The organism is Luminiphilus syltensis NOR5-1B (genome assembly GCF_000158175.1).
In the GTDB taxonomy this organism is placed as follows: Bacteria; Pseudomonadota; Gammaproteobacteria; order Pseudomonadales; family Halieaceae; genus Luminiphilus; species Luminiphilus syltensis.
On sequence record NZ_DS999411.1, the window covers coordinates 52,790 to 75,845 of the forward strand.

17 protein-coding genes are annotated in these 23,056 nt (G+C 56.5%); 4 read left to right on the forward strand and 13 right to left on the reverse strand.

Features of this window, described 5'->3' with window-relative positions:
- Positions 1-64: 64 nt before the first annotated feature.
- From NOR51B_RS00210 to NOR51B_RS00220, 3 genes are read right to left on the reverse strand one after another with little or no spacing between them, the layout of a single operon-like run.
- Positions 65-1,354, reverse strand: coding sequence for a dihydrolipoamide acetyltransferase family protein (locus NOR51B_RS00210; protein ID WP_040482198.1), 1,290 nt, complete (start codon positions 1,352-1,354; stop codon positions 65-67).
- A 10-nt stretch (positions 1,355-1,364) separates the two neighbouring features.
- On the reverse strand, positions 1,365-2,387 hold the full coding sequence (locus NOR51B_RS00215) for an alpha-ketoacid dehydrogenase subunit beta (protein WP_009020552.1): 1,023 nt from the start codon (positions 2,385-2,387) through the stop codon (positions 1,365-1,367).
- A complete protein-coding gene (locus tag NOR51B_RS00220) occupies positions 2,384-3,622 on the reverse strand; it encodes a thiamine pyrophosphate-dependent enzyme (protein ID WP_009021241.1) in 1,239 nt (412 codons plus the stop codon). Before NOR51B_RS00220 ends, NOR51B_RS00215 begins: the two co-directional genes overlap by 4 nt.
- A gap of 190 nt (positions 3,623-3,812) precedes the next feature.
- Between NOR51B_RS00220 and NOR51B_RS00225 the strand changes: the two genes are divergently transcribed.
- Complete coding sequence (locus tag NOR51B_RS00225) at positions 3,813-4,277, forward strand: Lrp/AsnC family transcriptional regulator (RefSeq protein ID WP_009019827.1); 465 nt, start codon at positions 3,813-3,815, stop codon at positions 4,275-4,277.
- Positions 4,278-4,422: 145 nt separating this feature from the next.
- Here the strand turns inward: NOR51B_RS00225 and NOR51B_RS00230 are convergent, their stop codons facing one another.
- Positions 4,423-4,872: an Lrp/AsnC family transcriptional regulator gene (locus NOR51B_RS00230; RefSeq protein WP_009020102.1), complete on the reverse strand. Its 450-nt coding sequence runs from the start codon at positions 4,870-4,872 to the stop codon at positions 4,423-4,425.
- Positions 4,873-5,040: 168 nt separating this feature from the next.
- On the opposite strand from NOR51B_RS00230, the gene NOR51B_RS00235 reads away from it, so the two are divergent.
- Complete coding sequence (locus NOR51B_RS00235; RefSeq protein ID WP_009020661.1) at positions 5,041-6,822, forward strand: aminotransferase class V-fold PLP-dependent enzyme; 1,782 nt, start codon at positions 5,041-5,043, stop codon at positions 6,820-6,822.
- 47 nt (positions 6,823-6,869) lie between these two features.
- Positions 6,870-7,292: a PaaI family thioesterase gene (locus tag NOR51B_RS00240; protein WP_009019397.1), complete on the forward strand. Its 423-nt coding sequence runs from the start codon at positions 6,870-6,872 to the stop codon at positions 7,290-7,292.
- Between the two features lie 53 nt (positions 7,293-7,345).
- On the opposite strand, the gene NOR51B_RS00245 is transcribed toward NOR51B_RS00240, so the two are convergent.
- The 8 genes from NOR51B_RS00245 to NOR51B_RS00280 form a co-directional block, all read right to left on the reverse strand.
- Positions 7,346-7,561 (reverse strand): hypothetical protein, encoded by a 216-nt coding sequence (locus tag NOR51B_RS00245; protein WP_009019135.1) that lies wholly within the window; start codon positions 7,559-7,561, stop codon positions 7,346-7,348.
- A 285-nt stretch (positions 7,562-7,846) separates the two neighbouring features.
- A complete protein-coding gene (locus NOR51B_RS00250) occupies positions 7,847-9,754 on the reverse strand; it encodes a CocE/NonD family hydrolase (protein WP_009021497.1) in 1,908 nt (635 codons plus the stop codon).
- Between the two features lie 41 nt (positions 9,755-9,795).
- Positions 9,796-11,187 (reverse strand): amidohydrolase family protein, encoded by a 1,392-nt coding sequence (locus tag NOR51B_RS00255; RefSeq protein WP_009021121.1) that lies wholly within the window; start codon positions 11,185-11,187, stop codon positions 9,796-9,798.
- Positions 11,188-11,223: 36 nt separating this feature from the next.
- A complete protein-coding gene (locus NOR51B_RS00260; RefSeq protein ID WP_154647562.1) occupies positions 11,224-13,353 on the reverse strand; it encodes an amidohydrolase family protein in 2,130 nt (709 codons plus the stop codon).
- Positions 13,354-13,370: 17 nt separating this feature from the next.
- Positions 13,371-15,530: a TonB-dependent receptor gene (locus NOR51B_RS00265; protein ID WP_040481426.1), complete on the reverse strand. Its 2,160-nt coding sequence runs from the start codon at positions 15,528-15,530 to the stop codon at positions 13,371-13,373.
- Positions 15,531-15,625: 95 nt separating this feature from the next.
- Positions 15,626-17,134, reverse strand: coding sequence for an amidohydrolase family protein (locus NOR51B_RS00270; RefSeq protein ID WP_040481428.1), 1,509 nt, complete (start codon positions 17,132-17,134; stop codon positions 15,626-15,628).
- 12 nt (positions 17,135-17,146) lie between these two features.
- Positions 17,147-19,282, reverse strand: coding sequence for a TonB-dependent receptor (locus NOR51B_RS00275; RefSeq protein WP_009018895.1), 2,136 nt, complete (start codon positions 19,280-19,282; stop codon positions 17,147-17,149).
- 68 nt (positions 19,283-19,350) lie between these two features.
- Positions 19,351-20,244 (reverse strand): VOC family protein, encoded by an 894-nt coding sequence (locus tag NOR51B_RS00280; protein ID WP_081443848.1) that lies wholly within the window; start codon positions 20,242-20,244, stop codon positions 19,351-19,353.
- Positions 20,245-20,382: 138 nt separating this feature from the next.
- Between NOR51B_RS00280 and NOR51B_RS14740 the strand changes: the two genes are divergently transcribed.
- Complete coding sequence (locus NOR51B_RS14740) at positions 20,383-21,489, forward strand: helix-turn-helix transcriptional regulator (RefSeq protein ID WP_009019627.1); 1,107 nt, start codon at positions 20,383-20,385, stop codon at positions 21,487-21,489.
- A gap of 14 nt (positions 21,490-21,503) precedes the next feature.
- On the opposite strand, the gene NOR51B_RS00290 is transcribed toward NOR51B_RS14740, so the two are convergent.
- Entirely contained in the window at positions 21,504-22,934 is a 1,431-nt protein-coding gene (locus tag NOR51B_RS00290; RefSeq protein WP_009020853.1) for an amidohydrolase family protein, read from the reverse strand.
- Between the last annotated feature and the right edge of the window lie 122 nt (positions 22,935-23,056).

Sequence of the window (23,056 nt, forward strand, 5' to 3'; positions counted from 1 at the left end):
TTCTGCTCTTGTTGATCATTGGCATGTAATTGAAAAAATATTCGAATGCCACCAGATTTGGTGCTCAGACAAAAATCGCACCAGGATTTTCGATAAAGCTCTTAAGCAACTGAATCATCTGTGCGCCGTCATAACCATCGACAATTCGATGATCGAAAGACCCGGACAGATTCATCATAGTTCGAATCACCACCTGCTCATCGATAACCACTGCACGCCGCTGCATTTTGTTCACACCAATGATGGTGGTCTCCGGGGCATTAATGATGGGGGTGGTTGCGATACCGCCAATGGCACCGAGGCTGGTGATCGTGATGGTCGAGCCCGACAGTTCCGCGGGCTTTGCCTTACCCGCTCTCGCCACTCCCGACACTCTCGATAACTCCGCTGCAATCTGCCACACGTCCTGCTCCTCACAATGCCGAACAACGGGCACCATAAGCCCGGCGTCAGTCATCGTCGCAAAACCAACGTGCACCGCGTCATACTCAGAAAGCAGCTCTTTTTCGCTGTCGAAGCGAGCGTTGCAGTGCGGAAACTGAGGCAGAACTCTGACCAGTGCCGCGGTCAGAAACGGAAGCAGAGTCAGCTTTGGTTGATCCTCGGTGCGATGGGCATTCAGATGCGCTCTCAACGCCTCGATCTGAGTGACATCGACCTCTTCAATATACGAGTAGTGCGGTATATTCCGCTTGGCATCCAACATTTTTTGGGCGATAACCCGGCGCATGCCACTGATGCTTTTTTCGTGCACGGCGACCCGCCTCGAGGATTCCTGACCCGTGACAAGCTCTCCACCGGCGGCCAGAAATGCCTCAAAGTCCTTATGCTGGATTCTTCCGCCAGGCCCGGTTCCGGGCACATCGATGAGGTTGACTCCCGCTTCCCGCGCCCGATGCCGCAGCGAGGGCGACGCCAGTACCTGACGAAACGCGGGGTCTCCTTCAGGGGTCTCCGTGGTAAAGCCAGCGGGATCGGAACGCGGTACAACCGCCGACGGTTTGGACTCCTTGGAACCCCCTTGTTGACTCTCAGGCGCGGGCTGCGCCGGGCTCGACGCTACCTCGTCTTCAGGCTCCTCGTTTGCCCCTTCAGGCTCCTCGTTTGAAGACCCCGCGGTGTCAAAGCACACCAGCTCGACACCCACCGCGAGCACCTCGCCCGCAGGGCAGCCCAAGGCAAGGATCGTGCCGGCTACCGGCGCCGTGATCTCTACAACGGCCTTTTCGGTTTGGACATCGGCGATGTGCTGATCCTCGTCGACACGATCACCCACCTCGACGTACCACGCCGAAACCTCAGACTCGACAATACCCTCCCCCAGGTCGGGGAGCTTAAACGAATACGTGCTCACACCCGCCTCCTCAGTCACATTCAATAGCGCGTTGCATGGCCGCCGAAATACGAGCCTGTCCAGGAAAGTATTCCCATTCGTAGGCGTGTGGGTAAGGCGTATCCCAGCCGGTGACTCGCTCGATCGGAGCACGCAGATACCAAAAACACTCTTCCTGGATCTCGCTCACGAGCTCTGCTCCAAAACCACTGGTCCGCGTCGCCTCATGCACCACAACGCAGCGTCCGGTCTTGCGCACCGATTCGACAATCGCCTCGGTGTCCAAGGGCAGTAGCGTTCGCAAATCAATAAGCTCGGCATCGATACCACTATTTTCGATCGCGGCATCGGCCACGTGGACCATGGTTCCATAAGCCAGCACCGTAACTGCACCGCCGCGGCGAAGCACATTGGCCTTACCCAGTGGAACCGTGTAATGCCCGTTGGGCACTTCACCCATGGGGTGCTTTGTCCAGCTATTGGGTCCGGAGCTGGGCTCGTTATGGCCGTAAAACGGACCGTTGTAAATACGCTTGGGCTCGAAAAAAACGACCGGATCGTCATCTTCTATTGCACTGATCAGCAATCCTTTCGCATCGTAGGGATTAGACGGCATCACCGTTTTCAGGCCGCAAACGTGGGTGAAAATTCCTTCCGGGCTCTGCGAATGGGTTTGTCCGCCGCGTATACCACCGTCACAGGGCGCACGAATAACAACAGGTGCCCAGAATTCGCCACCGCTACGATGACGCAGCCGCGCCAACTCTGAAATGATCTGATCGATGGCCGGATAGATGTAATCCGCAAACTGCATTTCAACCACGGGCCGCAGACCATTAACCCCCATACCCACGGCCGCCGCGACAATGCCGCCTTCGGCAATCGGCGTATCCAGCGCGCGATGCGCACCGTATTTCTCGTACAACCCTTCCGTACAGCGGAAGACGCCACCAAAAAAACCCACATCCTCGCCCATCACCAAAACGCTGGGATCAGCCTCCATCGTGCAATCCAGAGCCGACTGGATGGCCTGCACCATACTCATTGCAGTCATGACCCCGACTCCAATTGCTTGCGCTGTTTGAGTAGGTGTGGGGGCATCTCTTTAAACACATCTTCAAACATCGATTCGACGGGCCAATGCGGCCCGCTCTCGAGACTCCCGTAACCGATAGCCTCTTTCCAGTCGCGCGTCACAGAATCTGCCAACTCGGCCTCAAGCGCAGCGTGCCGATCGAGATCCCACGCACCCAGGGTAATCAGGTGTTGTTTGAGTCGCGCTATCGGGTCGCCAAGTGGCCAGAGTCGCGCTTCATCCTCTGCTCGGTACCCGGCAGGATTGTCACTCGTGGAATGACCTTCCGCGCGATAGGTGAAGTGCTCGATAAAAGTGGGACCGTGGCCCTGCCGAGCGCGCTCTGCAGCCCACTCGGTGACAGCGTAGACGGCAAGAAAGTCATTGCCATCTACCCGAACACTGGGAATGTGATAGCCAATCCCACGCGCCGCAAACGTAGTACCGGTGGACGCAAAGCTCTGCGGTGTGGAGATGGCCCATTGATTGTTAACGACGTTGAGCAGCACGGGGGCTTTGTAGGTCGCGGCGAAGAGCATGGCGTAGTGCACATCGGCTTCGGCGGTGCTGCCATCACCGACCCAGGCGGACGCAATATGCTCCTCTCCCTTGTAGGCCGAGGCCATCGCCCAGCCCGCAGCCTGACTGTACTGCGTCGCGAGGTTGCCCGAGATACTGAAGAAGTTGCCCTCTTTCCAGCTGTAGAAGACAGGCATCTGGCGACCCTTCAGGTTGTCGCGAGCATTCGATATGCAATGACACATCATGTCGACAACGGATCTGCCGCGAACAAATAACAGGCCCTGTTGTCGGTAGGACGGAAACAGCATGTCACCCGGATTCAGCGCCATTGCCTGGGCAACGGCCACCGCTTCTTCGCCGGTACACTTCACGTAAAAAGACAGTTGCCCCTGGCGTTGCATCCGGAACATCCGCTCGTCGTAAGCGCGGACGTGCATCATGTGACGCAGACCTTCAATAAGACGCTCGACAGAAAGATCCGGCAACCAATCCCCAGCAGCGCAACCGCCATCATCGAGAACACGCACCAGTCCAAGGGCAAGATCGTAGGTCTCCTCTGCGGTAATCACGCCTTCGGGCTTCGCCGGTGACGCCTTGGCTTCGGGAATATGAAGCTGGGAGAAATCCGGGACTTCTCCGGGACGAGACGAAGCAACGGGAACAAACAATCGAGATGGCGAAGAGGTTTTCATTCTTTTTCTCCTGGGGACGGCGCCCTTTCCGGAGAATGGGGGCCCGTTTCCACACATCCGCGACTCCACCTCCTACTCACTAGCGTAGCAAGAGGCGAACAAAGTAATTATGCTTTCTTTCCCCCATTTTTCCACTTTAAGGTATATTTATTACCTATATCCGACTAATAATTATATATTTTTTGGAATAATGATGGATCTCGATACCACCGATATGACAATACTCAAGCACTTGCAGCAAGACGCGAGCGTGTCAGTGGCGCAACTCGCGGAGGCGGTGAACCTTTCGCAACCCCCCTGCTGGCGCAGGATCAAGAAGCTCGAGTCGGAGGGATACATCGACCGGCGAGTTACCCTGCTGAACCGCAGGAAGCTGGGACTGAACCTGGTGATCTATACCGAGGTGAAGCTCTCAGCGAATGGGCGTCAGGCCGTAGGGGATTTCGAGGACTCCATCCGCTCATTCCCGGAAGTGACCGAATGCTATGTGATGCTGGGACGCAGTGACTTCTTGTTGAGAATCGTCGCCAAAGATGTTGAGCACTATGAGGACTTTTTCAGAAACCATTTGTCCCAGCTTCCCGGCGTTCAGGACATTAATTCTTCGGTGGCATTGAGCGAAGTGAAGTACTCAACCGAGCTACCCCTCGGGTAATCGACTTCCCTGTTAGCGGAGATAAATCTCTCAAGGGTGGTGACAAGTCAACCGGCTGGAGTTGGCAGGCTTATCAATACCAAAATCAGTTCTCATATATCGCTCCCAGAGGGCTTTTGCCTACCACCGCTCTGCTTGCCGGTTTTTAAAGCGGCAGCGCCACCGTACTTTTGATCTCCTCCATTACAAACCCGGAGCTGACATCGGTCAGTTCCGCTTTTATCAACTGTTGATAGAGTTGGTCGTAGCCGGGCATATCCGGCACCACCGCCTTGAGCAGGTAGTCGGTTTCGCCGGCCATGCGATAGACCTCCAGTACTCCAGGTAACTTCTCAACGACCTTATGAAACCGCTCCGCCCATTTCGAGGTGTGCTGATTGGTCTTGATTGAGATAAAAACCGTGAGTGGCAGGCCCACCTTTTCTGCATTCAGCAGTGTCACCCTTCCTTTGATATAACCCTCGCTCTCCAGGCGCTGAAGCCGCCGACCACACGCCGAGCGAGAGAGCGCAATCCGGTCGGATAAATCAGCCAACGAAAGAGACGCATCGGTTTGAAGTGCTGCGAGAATACGGCGGTCAACATTTTCAAGCATTCTACTTTCCTCACCGACAGGGATTAGATCAGAGACAATTGTCGCACAATATAAATATTTTTATAGTTATTGTCGCGAATAAATGGCCTTATACGCCCTAAATAGCGACAATGTCGCAGGGTGCCCGCAATACACTGAGTCTCTCTTTGATCAATCGGGTATTTCGCTATGCAGCCTACCGCCACCGTATTCCTTGACCAGCTACCGCAACCGCTCAAGCGTGCATGGCGCGCGCTTTCGGGCCGTGCTGCGACATCAGTACAATCGGAAGGGCGACCGGGCCCGAACAATGCGGCCGCGAAACGAGTGCTCGACGAGGTGCAGCGCGACATCGTCGGCAACCGTGCAACGCTGCACACCCCCTATGGTGAGCGTCCGCTGATCTACGCGGACTACACAGCCTCCGGGCGCGCGGTCGGATTCATTGAAGACAATATCCGCAACAAGGTACTGCCGTATTACGCCAACACCCACACCGAAGCGTCTTTTACTGGCGCGCAGACGAATGCGCTGCGCGAGGCTGCACGCTCGGCGATTCGCCAGTCTGTGAACGGCGGCAGTGCAGACAAAGTCATTTTTTGCGGCTCGGGTGCCACCGCAGCGATCAATAAACTCATCGACATTCTGGGATTGCGCATACCGCGCGAGCTGGACAAGCGCTATCAATTGGCGGCGTCGATTCCTGAAGACCAGCGTCCGGTGATTTTTGTGGGCCCGTACGAGCATCACTCCAACGAATTGCCCTGGCGAGAGGCGATCGCCGATGTGGTTCGCATTGGTCTGGATAGCAACGGTCATATTGACCAGACGCAACTCGCGGCAGCGCTCGATGCCTATTCCGACCGGCCTCTGCGCATTGGCAGTTTTTCTGCCGCGTCCAATGTCACCGGACTGCGCAGTGATGTTGTCGGCATTACCACACTGCTAAAGCAAGCGGGCGCCCTTGCCTTCTGGGACTACGCTGCGGCCGGACCCTATGTATCGATCGATATGAATCATCCTCAGGCCGCGATCGATGCGGTGTTTATATCCCCGCACAAATTCGTCGGCGGCCCCGGCACGCCGGGAATCCTTGTGGCCAAAGAACAGCTGATGACCAATGCCGTACCGGCCGTGGTCGGTGGCGGCACCGTAAGCTATGTATCGCCCACGGAACACCGGTATTTGGAAGACCCGGAGCATCGCGAGGAAGGCGGCACCCCGGCAATCGTCGAGTCGATTCGCGCAGGTCTCGTATTTGCACTGAAAGAGCAGATCGGTATCGATCTGATAGAAGCCCGGGAACACGCACTGGTCGCACAGGCATTCGAGCACTTTGCGGCGATTCCAGAGATCGAAGTACTGGGACCCGCCACGCAAGACCGTCTGGGTATCTTCTCGCTGCGCATGAAACACAATGACAAAGACTTGCATCACGGTTTTGTGGCCGCTCTGCTGAACGACTTGTTCGGAATACAGGCCCGCGGTGGCTGCTCATGCGCCGGCCCCTACGGACACGATCTGCTCAATATCGACAGCGACAGATCAAGAGCGCTCGACGCGGTCGTGGCTGACGGCTACGAATGTTTCAAGCCCGGATGGGTGCGGGTCAATTTCCACTACGCCGCTGATAGCGATGAAATCACTTACGTGCTCGCAGCACTCAAGCTGGTTGCCGAGTACGGTTCACGCCTCCTGCCCTCCTATGTACTGGATCAACAAAAGGGCTCCTGGACTCATCGAGACGGGGCCGCAGCTCTGCCGATCGCCCTGAGTGACCTGCTCAATCCCGGCTGTGAATCCAGTGACACGGCATGTTCGTTGCCTCTGCACGACATTCTCGCCGAGGCAGAGCACGTACTCAGCGCCGGCGCGCCCGCGAAACACATAGCGGCCGCAAAGGCGGAGCATGGGTTTCCGACAGCACTCGAGTCGCATCGGTGGTTCGCCATCGCGACCGATACCCTCTAAAACTGAAATTAACCCAAAATCGATTAGACAAAGGATGAAAACAGAATATGCCAAACAAGCCACTAGACCTTGAGGCGCTGGCTACCGCGCTGGATTCCAGTCCCTTTCACCAACTCTTGGGGCTATCGATCGAGAGCTTGGATGACGCCACGCAGACGCTTGTTATGCGCCTGCGCTATGACGATAAGATATCCCGCGCTGAAGGCACCGGTCAGCATCACGGCGGTGTGATTGCCAGCCTGATCGATATCGCCGGCGACTTCGCGCTAATCTGGCAACTCGGACACGGGGTGCCGACCATCAACTTTCGCACCGACTACCTTCGCCCCGGCATTAACACTGACCTCATCGCCCATGCACAGGTGCGAAAAATCGGTCGCACGGTGTCGGTCTGCGATATCGACGTTTTCTCAGAGGAAGGCAAGCTGCTTGCTATCGGGCGTGGAACCTACGCCACCGCCGCTGGCTGATGGGCGACCACTGAAAAGCGATCCCCGGCAACAGGTCAGACTTTTCAGGACGCTCACGCTTCACCGGGTTCACAGCATGAAAAAATCAGACCCGTCCCAAGGTGGTTCGCTTCGCTGCCCGTGGTCAGGGCATCCATAGCAAAGTCTCGCAGCGCGTCCGAATCACGCAGAAAGTCGCCCGTACCAGCAATGTGGTAAAGACGCAGCACTTGCCGCAGGCCCAATACATAGTCACGGAATAACGCGACGTAATCGTGATACTTCTGCATCACGCGTCAACCGCACGATGCGGGATGGCTTTTGACGAGATTCAAACTGCATCGAAAATCTTCTTGCCGAGACAGCGTTCATTGCAGGCGTGCCGCGCAGAGCAATCTAAACAGCCCGGTAATGCCAGCGATCACGTCTTGTCTTATCTGCTTACCAGCCGTCGCAACCTGATTGAGCGTTTGCGTCCTGACTGCAGGCGCCATGCAGCAGAGGGAATACCAGGGAACAGATCCAATGGACGCGTGGGAAGCTAATGGCATACTGACTCACCACAAAAGTCCTGATTAATCACCTTCCCGAGCAACGATTGGCAGGATAAGTTGGGATGGATAGTGCTCGCTGTGGTAAACGATGTTCCTGGCAACGACTCCCTCGCTCTCTGTGAAATTGTCACCGCCGGTGCCCAGGTTTCGGTCATGATTCGGATAGCGCGCACTCGCGACCTCAAGGCGAATACGGTGGCCGGGTAAGAACGTATTCGAGATCGCATTCATGTCCACCTCTACCGGGTACACCTTGCCGGGTTCCATGAGCACTTCGCGGTCAAGCCCTTCGCGGTAGCGCACTCGCAGCGTGCCCTGGTAGACGCCCATGGCGCGCCCATCGGGGAACACGTCCACGAGGGTAAGGTCCAGGTCCGTGTCGACAGCACTCGACGATAGGTAGATGATCGCCTTCACCGGGCCGGTAACGTCCATCGCTTCTTCGAGCGGCTCGGTATCAAAAATCAGCACATCGTTGCGTGTTTCGATCTCCCTACGGTCCCGGGAGCCGCCGAACCAAACGTCCGTGTCCTGACCCGTCGTGGCGCGATAGGTCGTGAACGGCGTTGCCGGGTCGTGCACATAGCTGTCGCTGTCGCTCCCCGAGTGATCCGTATCGCGCTCCAGGCGTCCGTTGCCCCAGCGCGAGTTCGCGGACCCATCGCTGTCGAGGTAGAAGGCAGTGTACTCGGTACCCGGCAGCGGCCACTCCTCCGCGCTGCGCCATTCGTTCGCGCCGATGTTGTAGTACTGAACGTGAGGCATGCCGTCGAGGGCGTCCTGGTTGCCGTTCAGCCAGCGGTCATACCAGCGCAGGTAGGTGCCGTAGAAGTCGAAACGGGCATCACCGACGTCCAGTTCGCCAACAACAGTCTGCTCAGAAACTGTCTCGGTCGCACAGTGCTGCGTAGGGCCGATGATGACGTACTGATTCTCCCGTGCCTCTTCCGAAAGCGCGTTTTCGCGGAAAAAATTGAAATGAATGAACGTCTCAGCTACACCGTAGTCGTGCCAGGAGTTGATGTGCAGAGCCGGCACGTCGACGCGGGCGTCGTCGCTCAGGTAGCCCAGTTCATCAAAAAACGTGTCGTAATGCGGCTTTTCGTTCAGCAGTACGAAATCGTTCGGTGGCGCGTCGAAGTCTTTGAGTATGTCGCGGACCGGCAGCGTCAGGTAGGCTTCCTGAAATGTTTTAACCAGCGTGGGATCCTGAGCAAAAGAATCCATATTGTAGTTCTTGGGTATCGGGTCAAAGTCATCGATAATTTCGAGAAACTCCCCTCTGGTCAGTCCCGGTGGCGGGCGAAAATACACCTTCGAGCCGGCTGTAGCGTGCCAGGCCGCCATGCTCAGAGCCACCGTACCGCCACGGCGCCACAGCAATGAATAACGGTCTGCCATCGAACCCGTCGCCATCGCCGCGGACTGCGGGATGATCGCAGCAAGATGCGGATTTAACGTCTGCGCGCTCATCATCGTGGTAAAGCCCGGGTAGGAGCAGCCCATCTGACCTACCTTACCGTTGGACCATTGCTGCTTCGCTATCCAGTCGATGGTGTCGTCGCCGTCTTCGATATCGTTAGCCGTGGTGAGGTACTCACCCTCGGACTCATACTTGCCGCGTTTGTCCTGGGCGGCGTACACAAACCCATGACTGGCGAAGAACCTCGCCCTGGAGACAATTCCGGTGTTATCGCTGTTCTTGTTGTAGGGGGTACGCTCAAGGACGGTACCAAGGGGGCGATCCAGTCCTTCAGGGATGTAAAGATCTGTGGAAAGCCGCGCGCCATCGCGCATGGGAACGAAGTAGCTGCGCTCCAGCCGCACTTCGTAGGGGCCGGGATCGCTGACCGAGGTGTACTCCTCTGCAAAGGCAAAGGCCGATGCAAGAACTAGTGAAACGACCAGGCAATTAAGATAACGAAACATATACGACCTCAGAATTTGCTGAAAACCCCACCGACAGGTAGCTAAAACTGCCCGTCATCTACTGCTGCCCCCGGCAAAAACCCCGGATCTGTCGCGGGGTCCAGTACAAGCGCACTACGATCAAGAACCACGCCGCGCTGAATCACCAGGTCAATATTGCGTGTCTCTGAAATATTGCGATCGGGCCGTCCATTGATGAGCAACACGTCAGCCCGCTGCCCCGGTGCCAGCGTGCCCCAGCCCTCCTCGTCCCCCATCAGGCGGGCGGCGTTGAGGGTGGCAGTTTGCAGCGCTTCGAGAGGCGTCAAACCTGCTTCAACTAACAACTCAAGCTCGCGATGAAGTCCTTCCCCCAGTGTTACGCCGGGATAAGGTGCATCGGTGCCGGCAACGAGCATCACACCCGCTTTGTGTAGCTGTGGTACCGAAGCCATCCCGATCTCGAACCGATCGGTGCTTCGCTGCACCCGATTCTCATCTCGCGGGGACCGCGCGTACTCGCGCAGTTGCTCAAGAAAGGCCGGCGGGCTGGTGTCCCGTATCAGGGAAAAGTTGGTAAAGGAAAGATCATCCAGTCGACGGAAAGCAAAACTCTCTTTGACGGCCAGTGTGGTCTGAAAATGGATGTCGTTGTTTACAATCACATCCAGCGCCTCGTCGGAGAGCGGGCGCGGCGGCAAGTGCGCGAAAGCGTGCGGGGCAGTCGCGGCCGCATCGTAGGACGCGGTCCTATTCCAGAAATCAACGATCACCGGCAAATCGTGCTTTTTGCCCTCAGCGACCAGCGCTCGCAATTGTGGCACCGACAGCCCGGTATAGGCCTTGATGGCGTCGACGCCGTTCGCTGCCAGCTGCTCAACAATACCGGGAATCTGCGCCCCCGAACTCAAAGCAAAGGCCAGCGGCGGCCAGACCGGATCCGGCCCATCAACCAGCGCGCCCACACTGTAGATGCGTGGCCCGGTCAGCCGACCGGCAGCAATCTCGTTACGCATCTGAATGATGTAAGGCATGATATTGCCCACATCAAACACGGTTGTGACGCCGGCGTAGAGCAGTGAGTTGAGATAACGCTGGTAACCCAGCATATCCACCGACACACCGTCCCAGCCGCCCACGAGGTGAACATGCATGTCAGCAAGACCGGGCATGATGGTCTTGCCCTCGGCGTCGATAACCTTCGCCCCATCGGGTACATCTACCTCCGCGCGTCTGCCAACGGCAGTCACGACGCCATCCTCCATCAGCACGGTGGCATCCTTCACTGGCTTGCCGCCATTGCCGTCGATCAGCAGGCCGCCGACTATGGCCACTGGCTCTGCACTTGCCGGTAGCGCCAGCAGCGCCGTGAGGCTTACTACCGCAATCACGAAACGACGAGCGGATCGTCGAAGAGCTCCGCTTTGAATGATTTGAATTACCGTGCCTGACATATATTGATTTCCTGTTTACCGACTGCGGACGCCGCGTTATCGGAGTCGCTCCCAGCCTCTTTTCGTATCCGCCTGCATTCGAATAGGCTGACCACCGTAAAACGGGCCCGCTCCTACCCATATCTGTGTTGTACCGAGTCCGCGCGCCGACACATCAATACGATCAGCGCCTGAAAACACCGCGTTTATCTTCTCGAAGCCTGCAACATCGGCATAAGCGGCCACGGGCGATCCATCACAGCTCGCTGCCAGGTCGCAGTGCCAGACATGCAGCGGCGTTGCCTCCATAGCAGACCATCGGACAAGTTGCGCGAACATGGCGATATCAACAGGCGTGCCCGTAAGCGGCAGTACATACCCATCGGAAGGCAGCCGCCAGCGAACAGCCTTGCCCTCGCGCAGTTCCCACACGCCATCTGCCTTAGCCAGGGTCAGCTTCGTTCCGTCTGCCTGCACTATAGCCACGGACTCCTGCGCCATGGAAACCCGGGTGACGCCCCATCTGCCATCCTCGTCGCGACGGGCGAAGCTGATATCCAGCGCAGCGTCTGTTTCCTCGACCATCAGACGGGCGGCGGTTTCTCCATCGCCCTCGAGGAAATCAACCGGCTCATTAGCCACCTTCACCGCCGTGGTCCGAACCAGCTCCTCGTTTGTATCTGCCCGCGACGGGGCAAACTGTGGCGCGCCATCGAACAGCGCTTCCTGTGCAGCGTATTGCGCCGCTATGGTCTCAAGGCGCTCGCTGAGTGCAGCCTCGTCCTGCCAGTAGCCCGCCCTGACGACCCCGACAACGCTGCGCAGGTTCTGCAAATTCTCCAGCGGGTTGGCCTCTAACAGCACCAGATCGGCCTCGGCGCCCGTAACCACCTCGCCCAATTCTCCCTCACGCTTCAGATAGAGCGCGCCCTCGAGGGTGGCAGCACGCAAAGCAGCGGCATTGCTGAGCCCGGCGCGCGTTAGCTGCTGTATTTCGTCAACCAGAGAAAAACCGTGGTACATGCCCGGTACCGGCGCATCCGTGCCGGCGAGTACATGTGCGCCAGCCTTGTGCATCTCCCCCAACAATTCGAGGCGCAAGGCATAGAGCGCGTCTTCACCGCGACGCGCATCTGCCGTCCACCCCTCTCGCGCGGCCCAGGCACCCTCCCAATAGGCTTTTATTGCGGGTGGCAGGTAACGCTGCCAATCAGGATTCATTTGATTCCAGTCGCTGGTGAAGTTACGCATCGGCATCAGCGTGGGGTCGAACCAAGTATCACTTGTTGCGGCATGTGCAGCCACTTCAGCGATCCTTCCCCGATCAACAATGTTGTCAAGACTGACCTCACCCCGGCCGACGGCCTCAAGCAGGCGCTGCGTCTCCGGGTAGACCACGTAAAGATCGAGATCTACGGACGGGGGGTAACGCAGCAACTCGTCTGCCACCTCCAAAAAATGCTCCATGGTGCGCATCCCCGAGTTGAGCGCGTGAGGAAACGCCACGTCGTGGGGTAAATGCCCGGAGATCTCCATGTTGTACTTCTTACCGGCCGCGATCATCGCGTCAAACACGTTCGGCGACATATTGGAGTAGATCTTCACAAAATCGTAACCAGCAGCGGCCTGCCGCGCGACCTCGGCGTCGGCCTCCCGTGCATCGGTCACGACGACGAAGGGGTAATTGATAGGCGGCGACCCATCGACAATCGGACCCGCCGTCAGCAAACGCGGGTAGTCGCCCTGGCTTTTTTCAAGCTCATCGCGCAGCGCCAGTGTCCAAGGTTCACCCCAGAGATTACGCACGGTTGTTACACCATTGGCCAGATATAGCGTCATCGCCTCGGGCGTATCGACATGTCCGTGCATCTCCATCAACCCGGGAATGAGAAAACGGCCACGACCATCGATTTCTTGGTCAGCGGTGAATACCGCTGCATCCGAGCTTTGCGATATGGCGCAGATCCGCCCACCGTCGATAACTACATCTCTTTCGGGCAGCAGCTGACCCGTTCGAACATCAACAATCGTTGTGGCACGAAGCAGCAGATCAACCTCGCTTTCTTCCGGGCATGCCGATGCACTCGCATTGCTATACGTTCCGAGATAGATGCAGCAAGCAAGCAACTGAATTACATAGATTTTCGTGATCAGTTTTTTGCTCCACGTCTTTGATCGCGCCCGCATCGACTTACAACCCACATTCACAAACGAACACGAAGGCGCAGGCCAACAATTCGAGGATCGCCCAAGGTGGCGAGCGGCGGAAAGCCTGGACTGGGCACAAACCCGCCATTTAAGAATTCTTCGTCAGTCACATTCCTCGCATAGGCGCCCAGCTCAAAACGCTCGTTCTGAATACCCGCGTATAGATTCGTGGTGAAATATTCATCAGCGACGAACAGGTTTGTTGCATCGAATGCGCGATCGCCCACATAGCTCATGTCTGCTCTTAACCGCAGGTCCCAGCCATTGCTTAACGGCCGCGTATACTGCGCAGAGGCACTGGCAGAAAGATCTGCCGCATAGGGCAGCCTGTTACCTGCAAGGTCAGGATCGATACCAAAAGGCGCCGTATCGATTGGGTTAAAGAACTCGGTGTACTCTGTATCAAGCCAGGATAATGCGCCCGTAAGCTCTAGGCCTTCAACCGGGTTCCAGCGGCCGAATAATTCAATCCCGTACACTTCAGATTGACCGGCATTGATAATGAAACGGTTAAACGTGTCAAACGCCGTGAAAACCTGTTGCTCTTCCCAATCCATGAAGAAGAGTGCCACCTCGTAACTGAACGCCGCGTCAGGCAACTGGCCCTTGATCCCGACCTCGTAATTGGTCAGATACTCCGGGTCATAGCTTTCAGGCGCGCCAGCAGCAACAGAGCCCAACTCGTTCGGCCCACCTGCGTGGTACCCCCGTGACACGGTACCGTAAACGTGTATGTCATCACTGGGCCGGTAAGACAGCGACAGGCTTGGCAGCCACTCCTCAATACTCGACTCTCCCTCTCTATTCAAGAGCAGATCTGTGAGCTTCCTGTCCTCTTGGTCGTAGCGCAGCCCTGCTGCTATCGACCACTTCTCGCTAATCGCATAGTCGACGTTACCGAAGACCGCCAGGTTCTCTACCTCATCAATTGACTGCTGGAAAAGTGCCCAGTTGGCATCACCAAAATCGAGAAAGAGTGATCGTTCACGCTGGTTGTCGAAGATGTAGGCGCCGACCATCCACTGCAGGGGACCATCACCTTGAGAGGCAAGGCGCAGCTCCTCACTCCAGCTTTCTATATCCCATTGCACGTCAAAATCGAACGCGGATGACGGCTCGCGGGTAAAGGGACTGATAATCGAGGTCTCCTGATCAGATGTACCGGTGATACTGGTGAGGGTCGCCCATCCCAAATCGTAAGTCACGTTCAGGACAAAGGTGGCTTCCTCGCGGACGAAGCCCTGACCCGCGGGCACCTGATCAACTCGCCTGTCGATATCGTTAAAGTCAACTAGACCTGCGCCCACATCGAGGAGCGAAGGCGGACTTCCTGTCAGATACTGGTTCGGATACACATAGGAGGGATCACCGTAAGCGTCGTCCGCCTCGTTATAATCGGCGGTGAAGTTGACCTCGAGCCTATCGGTTGGAACAAATCGCAGAGACACACGAGCGTTCACGTCCTCCTCGTCGTTGACGTTGCTCTCACCGGTAAATTCGTTGTCGAGGAAGCCACCGGACTCGCGGTAGCCCAAAGCAATCCCACCAAACAGTTTGTCTTCCATGAGCGGCCCACTAACGGAACCTTGCAGGAGATACGTATCGTAGCTACCCGCCTCGGCTCGCAGATCACCCCGAAACTCCTCGTCGGGTTTTTTCGTGATGTAGTTGATAACGCCACCTATCGCGTTACGCCCATACAAGGTTGCCTGGGGACCACGCAGAATTTCCACACGCTCCAGCTCAACGAGCGATGCGTTGTTTCCAGAGCGCTGAAATCCACTGGTATAGCCATCAATCATGACGGCGACCGTTGGGTCTGAAAAGCCGCCGGGCGCAATGCCTCTGATTGAGGGCGCGGTCGTTTGACGGCCTATCGTTTCCTGAAAAATCAGCCCGGGAGTCATCTGCGCAAGATCCTGAATCCCACTAAGGCCTGAATCCTCCAACGTTTGAGACGTGATCGCAGATAAGCTCAGCGGCACATCCTGGAGCCTCTGCTCACGTTTCTGCGCTGTAACAACAATCTCCTCAAGTGCCCGGGAACTTGCGCGCTCTTCTGAAACCTGAGCGAAAGCTGCCGAGCCAACGGGACCCAGTGCAAGCAAAGGGATCAGAACATGCGATAAGTTCAGTTGATGCCAGTGTATTTTCATCTGTGTGTCCTCGTTGAACATTGATAGGTAATGACTGTTTATTCGCCCAAACTACGAAAAAAGTGACTTACACCGATTCATTCATTTGGCAGTGACTATTCATGGGCGCCATGCAGATGCACCGGGAAACCGGCAGCCGGCTCACCGCCCTCTTCCATCGCTTTTGCCTGAGCAGCGTAGGCTTCATGCACCTCTTTGAGCACCGCGTCCAGCCGCGTACGGTCCAGCCACTGGCCGTCCGCCATGACCCCCTGAATGGACTTGGTGTTGGCGATCTCGTCGAGGGGGTTGTTTGCCAGCAAGATAAAATCGGCTTCGGCGCCGGGAGCGATCACGCCGCGCTGCCCTTCGATTTTCCAGTAAATGGTTGGATTAACCGTGGCGGTTTTCAGGGCCTCGTAATTGCTCATACCGGCGCGCGAGACCATACGACCGAGCTCATCGTGGAGGGAAAAACCCTGAAACATCCCGGGGTTGGGCGCGTCAACGCCGGCGAGAATCAGCACACCCTCTTCGTGCATGATCGCCACCCATTTGCCGTGCTCCGTGCTCGCAAAGTACTCGAGCGATGCAATTTCCGCATCGCTTGGCTCGGCCTTGACGCCCTCGTTGGTGAGTTCCTCGACTGGGTCAGCCTGTAGCCAGAAGCCTTTGTAGACTGGGTTCACGTAATCAATGAGCGGGTGTTTTGCCATTGCCTCTCGATTCGATTGGGAGTAGGACAAGACCTCATAAACACCCATCGTCGGCACCAATGCCGTGCCGTTTTCGACCATCAGTCCTGCGAGGGCTCTTAACATATCGCGCCGAAAAGCCTCTTCATAGGTCATCTCTCCCGCATCAATTCGCTCTACCAGTCTCACCAGTTCCGGCGGGCGGAATGCGCTTGAATAAGTCGTACCGGGGGCGACAATAGCCGCGTCGACACGCATCGAATGCTCAACCGTGTCGTGACCGAGCAGGACCGCATCAAAGGCGTCTACCGCCTGAGGAATGTGCCCTTCAATCGTCATTCCGTAGCGATCCGCAGCCTTGGTCAGGGCAAAGTAAACCTCCTTCTGAATCAACTCGTAGGTCTTGAGGGCGGTATATCCTTGCTCTTTTAGATCACGCACAAAGTCGTCAGCTGCGGCCGCATCAGTGATCGTAATCGAACCCGGAAAATACGGGGGATCATGATCAATAATCGGCGACACGGTCTCGATATCCGGCGCCAGCAGCTCACCCGCCTGCTCAGCGGCGCGCTGTGCGAGTACCTCATCGGTTCCCCACATATTGCGGATTGTTGTGACACCGTAGGCAAGCTGTAGCTTGAGAGACTCCGGTGAATCAATATGATTATGCATATCCGTGAGACCGGGGATGAGAAACCCCCCGGCACCATCGATTCGCTTAGCCTCAGCAGGCACGGTGATTGATGCGGATGGCCCCACAGCCAGGACGTGCCCATCATTCACCAGCACAGCGCCTTTGAGGACCTCACCTTCCCCGGTCATGGGGATGATATGTACATTCTCAAGCAGCGTTGTTGCGCTGATGGTCTGGTGCACGCCACTGAGTGCGACGAGCATGAGTGGCGCAAGAGATTTAGCGTTTATGCGCATAGCACCCTCTCCTTATTGGGGCCGATAACTAATCGACACACCATAGGTGCGTGGCTGGATCGTCGTTGCATCCTCGCCAAAGGCCGCTTGCACGGACATACGCGGCCGCTCATCAGTAAGATTGCTACCAAACAGCGCAAGCTGGAAGTCGCCCATGCTCACACCAAATCGAGCATTGATGCGCTCATAATCACCGTTCTTGAGACGCGAATTGGAGTCAAGGCTGAAGGGGTCAAACGCGAGAAATTCGTCATAGAAGAGGTAATCTGCCCTGACAAAGCTGTCCCTGCCTCCGATATCAAAGTCATACTGGACTGCGGCGCTGAACTGCGTGTCGGGTACACCGGTCAGCGTGTCACCGTCCTGAATACCCTGACTGGGAATACCGCTGGTAAACTCGGCGTCGGTGTAAGTGAAGCCCGCCTCAAAAGTAAGCCCTTCCGTGAGCAGTACGGACCCCTCCAGCTCCAGGCCCATAATCTCGGCAGAGCCGACGTTAGTGACAAAGGTGAAGGAGCCCGTGGGATCAAATACGCTGGTCTGGATATCGGTCCAGTCGATGAAGTAAACCGCCCCATTCAGACGTGCCCGCCCTCCCCACCATTCGGTTTTCGCGCCAACTTCATAGTTCCAAAGGGAATCAGAATCAAAGGCTTCGACGAAGTTTGGCGCGTCAACGGGAATTGGAGTATTCGGCTGGCCGATGCGAAAACCGCGGGAGGCCTGCACGTAAAGTGACCCGTTGTCGATTTCGTAGCTCAGGGCCACTCGAGGACTGATGTCGGTCTCGTTAAAATCGATGTTACTGGTCGTGAAAATCGGCTGAAACGTCGCGAAATCAATATTTTCGACAGTGATTTCTGAATCGACTTCATAGCGCGAAAACCGCGCTCCGACGGTAAGCTCAAGACGATCGGACAGTGCGTAACCAACCTCACCAAAAGCGGCATAGGTGTTGATTTCAGTCAAAAGGTCCTGACCAAAGAACGTGAAAAACGGTGTACTCAAACCACCAATTTCTTCATATTCCTCGCTGGAGAAATAGACACCGGCCAACCACTGTAGGGGGCCATCCGTATTCGAAACAAGGCGCACTTCCTGAATGAAGGCCTCAGCGGTAGAGTCAAGATCGAAGTTCAGATCCAGACCAAAAAGAGAACCGCTGCGATAAAGGAAGTTATCTCGCGTGTAGGCACTGGTAGAGCTGACCAGATCGGCAAAACCGAGTGCCCAATTAATCTCCACAGAACCGAGCACCATTTCGTCCCCGTCCGTCTGTGGCTTGTCCAGAGGACGGCTGATCAGGTCCCCGGCACTCGGGGAGAAAAACGGCAGGCCGTCAGACTCGAAATCCTGATAATAGACTTTTGCGTCGATGGACAGATCTTCGGTCGGCAACCATGTCACTGCAACCCTTCCGCCTGTGGTTTCCGTACCGTTGATGTCCTGTTCGCCGCGACTGGGGTCATCAATATAGCCCCCGCGTTCAATATTGTAGGCGGTGATTTCTGCTCCCAGGACGCCATCAATCAGGGGCGTCGACGCAGTGAAGGCCGCTGTGTGACCCGTATCGCCATTGTCGACACTGTTGTATCCCAGCTGCGCCTCGAAGAGCCCCTCGCTTACCGACGGGCTACGGGTCTCGACCTTGAGCGTACCCCCCAATGATGACGCGCCATAGAGCGTACTGTGCGGTCCTTTGATGACCGTAATCTGCTCAACACCAAATAGAGAGTAGTCTAAGTTCAGTGCTCCCTGAGAAACAGTGAGCGGCGTTTCGTCCAGATAGACAGCAACGGGCGCCTGTGTCAGGCCGTTCTCCGCACCCGGATCGTTCACACCACGCATAGAAATAAGCGAGGTGTACACACTGCCTCCGGGTGTGTACTGCACACCTGGCACAGTGGCCAGATAGTCTTCAAAACGCTCCAGACCGCGAGTCTGGATAGCGTCGGCTCCTATAGTGCTTACCGCTATAGGAATTTCCTGAATAGAGGCACTCCGCTTAGTCGCGGTCACCAGCACTTCCTCAAGGCGCAGACTCTCGCTCTCCTGCGCCATCACCGCAGAGCCAGCTAGTGTCGATGCCAAACCCACTGCCGTCACAAGAATGCGACGGTGCATAGTGTTTCCCTGACGATTTTTCATGATACTTGCTCCTTGATAACTATCTAATTGTGTTTTGTTGCGGGCCCAAGTCCCACGCATATTGGAAATCATTTGCTGTCTAAGCTTTCAAATACCGCAATACAGCCGACCGCATCCTCGGCGGCAACCCCGATAGCCCCTTCGTCAAGCTTCCGCACAGCCAGGCCCCCTGCCTCCAGCACGGCGCGGCAGCGCTCGATATCCGCGACGCGATAATGCAGAGCGATGCCGATACCCGGCAGAGGCTCCGGAGTGGATAAATGAAGCAAATCGCCATACCGCACCTGTGCGGCAGCGGGACTAAGCACCTCCGTGAGATCGCCACGCGGACCCTGCCAAGCGATCCGCTCTGAGGCCTCCTCCACAGGCTCGGAGCCAAAACACCGGCTGAAGTAATCCCGGTCTGCCGCCAGCGTTGTCGACATATACACACAGCGGCTAACCTCTGATGCGCCGTTGTCGTGTCTCACAAACTCGGGAATAAAGATCATGTCGGGCTTCGGGTGGTCAGAAAAGAACAGTGAGAGGTAGCGGTTGTCCTCCCGCCACAAATAAAAGCAGCGGCTGGCGGTCTCCCCGAAACTGCCGTCGGGGAGCGTAATGCGCCGACGCGCGCTGAGGATTGGATAGGGCTGCATGCCGACAGCTTCCAGACGCGCGCGATCGTCTTCGAGGCGATCACTGGTCAGGCTGACATGTGCAAGACCTTCACCGAGCTGAAAGCGATCCGTGTAGGGGCCGGCAACATCCTCTCTAGCACCCTCAAAGTCGGCAAATTCCAGATAGGTATGGCCGAAGTGCACCACCCGGTTACGCGAACCGATGTCTTTGTGTTCAGCCAGGGGGCGCACATGGAACCCGAGGCGCTCGTAGACCGCAGCGGCCGCGTCTGCGTCCCGCACCAGGTGCACGAAGTGATCCAGGGACTTTGCAGTCGCTAATATTGGTTGAGATGCAAGCATCGACTCGCTCTCCTCCGCTGGTTGTTTGGCATCGTGGCTAACTATCGCAGGGTCGGTGAAAAAACCTTTATGCTAACGGTTGAAATGCTTATATAAGAAGGCATGATGCAAAGACAGCAGAGAGGGGCGAGGCAACGCATGAAGAAAGTCATTGCTAAGAGCGGCGTATCGCAAAAAGAATTTCCATCGACGCCACTGGTGGTGACCGGCGCCCGGCTTGACCAGATTCGCAAGACGGTATTCGAGAAGAACCCTATTGAACAGGCAGGAATCGCCGCGGGTCGGAAACTGATCGTCGGCTCACCTCAGAGTATGGGGACAAATACGGGCTTTAACCCCTGCGGGGCGCGCCATTACCTCAGCCGTGACGAGGGCAGCGGCTACTGGGATATGCTCTATATTATGGATGGACTGCTGGTCTCCATCGCCGATGCCCAATACCGACAACGAATTGACACCCACTGGCCCGACGACAAAGTGCTTAAAGTGCGGCTGACCTTATCAGGTCGGATGCTTGACACCGGCGGACAGATCCTCAGTGGTCCCGGGGACTGCACCATCAATTCGTTCAGCGGTCATCGCGAAATCCCCTATCAATTGGACGCCGTCGACGAGCCATTCCAGAGCGTGTGCATCCATTTATCGCGGCCGGTACTGGAGTTGCTTCATCTCGATAGCAGCGTGCTGCAAGACCCCTTCCTCTCGCTCTATGAGCGCGATGAATTGCCGGATAGCCATTACAAGCTTACTGCGCCAAATACACTGATCGGACTGGCCCGGGAAATGGTGGAATCGCGGGACAGGTTTTCTGCCAATACGCGCCGGCTCTACCTCGGCGCCAGAGCGCTGGAAATTCTCGTCACCGTGATAGAGCAGTATCGTAGCAAGGCCATACCCAATACCGGTGCCAACCGTGTGTCACAGCGGGATGTCTCGCGCATCCACGAGGCCCACCGTATTCTTGGAGCGAGCTATGCAGCGCCGCCATCGATTCAGGAACTGGCAAGGCTCGTCGGCATCAATACCACCAAACTTAAGCTAGGATTCCGCGAAATCTTTGGGACTACCGTTCAGGGGTTCATCATCCAGCAGCGTATGGAGAACGGCCTGCTACTGATCGAGAACACAGACCTGTCCATTTCGGAGATTGGTTATCGTGTCGGCTATAGCTACCCGGCCAGCTTCACTCAGGCTATACGTAAGCATTACGGCAAAACACCCCAGGCGCTTCGAGGAGAATCATGAGCGGATTGATTCGCTCAGTCAGTCTTCGCGGTAAGGGACGTCTCGATATCCTCGAGCATCTCATTTATGCGCGTTTCGGAGTACAATTGACCTGCCTTGACGACGCTCCGGGGCGCCTTTAGTACGGTCAGATCCTGCAGTGGATTGCCTGACAATAAAACAAGGTCGGCAATCGCCCCCGGCCGTACTTCACCCAGTTCGCCCTCCATTTGCAGATAGCGAGCAGGTTCCAGAGTCGCGGAACGGATCACATCCGCCACGGGAATCCCCAGTTTATGCATTGACAGCATTTCGTCGACCAGAACCCAGCCAGCGCCCGCAGGGTAACTGTCGGTGCCTGCCAAAATGGGCGCTCCCGCTTCATGGAGCGCCAGCAGTGCCTCTCGCTGAAGTCTCAGGTGAATATCTTCCGCGCGTTGCTCGGCTTCGGAAAGCTCGAAATACGTCTCCGCTATACTGCCCTGCTTCATTATCCCTATAAACGGCCTCATGGAAGGTTTAAAAAACCCCTCGATACCCTCCATCCACGGCACCGGGTCGGTGGTGAAGTTCCGCATAACGCGGATCGTCGGCACAAACCAGTGCCCCTCCTTACGGGCTACTCGGGCGAGTTCCTGTACACGCTGGGTGTCAATGTAATCGTCCGTGGAAACTTCACCGGCGGCGATCCTCGTCAACAGCGCTTTGGCCCTATCATCGAAGGCGGCAAGGCTCGGGTTGGCAAGTGTGCGATCTCTGGCGACAGCCCAAAGTACACCCGCCAGATGCTCAGACGTACGCATCCCGCCGCGGATGGCGTCCAGCATAGGTACGTCCTGGGGAACATGGCCGGCTACCTGCATGTGGTGTCTGCGGCCCGCATCAAGGATGGCCGCAAACACATCCGGCGTCAGTCGGGAATAGGTTTTAACAAAGTCATAACCCGCTCTTTTCTGCCCGAGTACAAACAGCTCTGCACCCTCGGGGTCCGTCAGTTCCGGACCAGCCTGAATTGCCGGCGATCCGTCGATAACAGCTCCGGCGGTGATGATTCGGGCACCGGCTAAGGTCCCCTCTTCGACGGCGGCCTTCCAAGCCAGAGTCTGGGGATTACCCCACATATTCCGAATCGTAGTCACACCTCTCAGCATATTGAGCGTCGCATGCTCCTCCACCATCAGGTGATAGTGCATGTCCATCAGACCCGGTGCCAGGTATGAGCCACCGCCATCAATGACGACATCCTCCGAATCAACCGCAACCTCGCTATCGGCCACAATGTCAACAATGCGCTCGCCCTCGATTCGAACGGCACGACCCTCGAGCACGCGTCCGTTGCGTACGTCGACGACATTTACATCACGGAACAAGAGTGCATCGGCGCTGGCGCCGGCGGTCGCAAATAGAGCAAGCGACAGTGCGGCTGTCCAATGTCGGAGTTCGTAAGGACCAAACGATAATGTCATTCTTAATAACCTTGTTTATGTATTGCTTCGTTGGAAAACGCCTGCTGCGGACGGCCGCTCCCGCGAGCAGCGTCTGAACTTCCTACCACCTACTCTATCTTAAGGCTATCAACAGTAACCTT

Coding starts and splice junctions, on each gene's coding strand:
- NOR51B_RS00215 (WP_009020552.1), bottom strand. CDS start 2,387: ATGACTGCAATGAGTATGGTGCAGGCCATCCAGTCGGCTCTGGATTGC.
- NOR51B_RS00220 (WP_009021241.1), bottom strand. CDS start 3,622: ATGAAAACCTCTTCGCCATCTCGATTGTTTGTTCCCGTTGCTTCGTCT.
- NOR51B_RS00225 (WP_009019827.1), top strand. CDS start 3,813: ATGATGGATCTCGATACCACCGATATGACAATACTCAAGCACTTGCAG.
- NOR51B_RS00230 (WP_009020102.1), bottom strand. CDS start 4,872: ATGCTTGAAAATGTTGACCGCCGTATTCTCGCAGCACTTCAAACCGAT.
- NOR51B_RS00235 (WP_009020661.1), top strand. CDS start 5,041: ATGCAGCCTACCGCCACCGTATTCCTTGACCAGCTACCGCAACCGCTC.
- NOR51B_RS00240 (WP_009019397.1), top strand. CDS start 6,870: ATGCCAAACAAGCCACTAGACCTTGAGGCGCTGGCTACCGCGCTGGAT.
- NOR51B_RS00245 (WP_009019135.1), bottom strand. CDS start 7,561: ATGCAGAAGTATCACGATTACGTCGCGTTATTCCGTGACTATGTATTG.
- NOR51B_RS00250 (WP_009021497.1), bottom strand. CDS start 9,754: ATGTTTCGTTATCTTAATTGCCTGGTCGTTTCACTAGTTCTTGCATCG.
- NOR51B_RS00255 (WP_009021121.1), bottom strand. CDS start 11,187: ATGTCAGGCACGGTAATTCAAATCATTCAAAGCGGAGCTCTTCGACGA.
- NOR51B_RS00260 (WP_154647562.1), bottom strand. CDS start 13,353: ATGCGGGCGCGATCAAAGACGTGGAGCAAAAAACTGATCACGAAAATC.
- NOR51B_RS00265 (WP_040481426.1), bottom strand. CDS start 15,530: ATGAAAATACACTGGCATCAACTGAACTTATCGCATGTTCTGATCCCT.
- NOR51B_RS00270 (WP_040481428.1), bottom strand. CDS start 17,134: ATGCGCATAAACGCTAAATCTCTTGCGCCACTCATGCTCGTCGCACTC.
- NOR51B_RS00275 (WP_009018895.1), bottom strand. CDS start 19,282: ATGAAAAATCGTCAGGGAAACACTATGCACCGTCGCATTCTTGTGACG.
- NOR51B_RS00280 (WP_081443848.1), bottom strand. CDS start 20,244: ATGCTTGCATCTCAACCAATATTAGCGACTGCAAAGTCCCTGGATCAC.
- NOR51B_RS14740 (WP_009019627.1), top strand. CDS start 20,383: ATGAAGAAAGTCATTGCTAAGAGCGGCGTATCGCAAAAAGAATTTCCA.
- NOR51B_RS00290 (WP_009020853.1), bottom strand. CDS start 22,934: ATGACATTATCGTTTGGTCCTTACGAACTCCGACATTGGACAGCCGCA.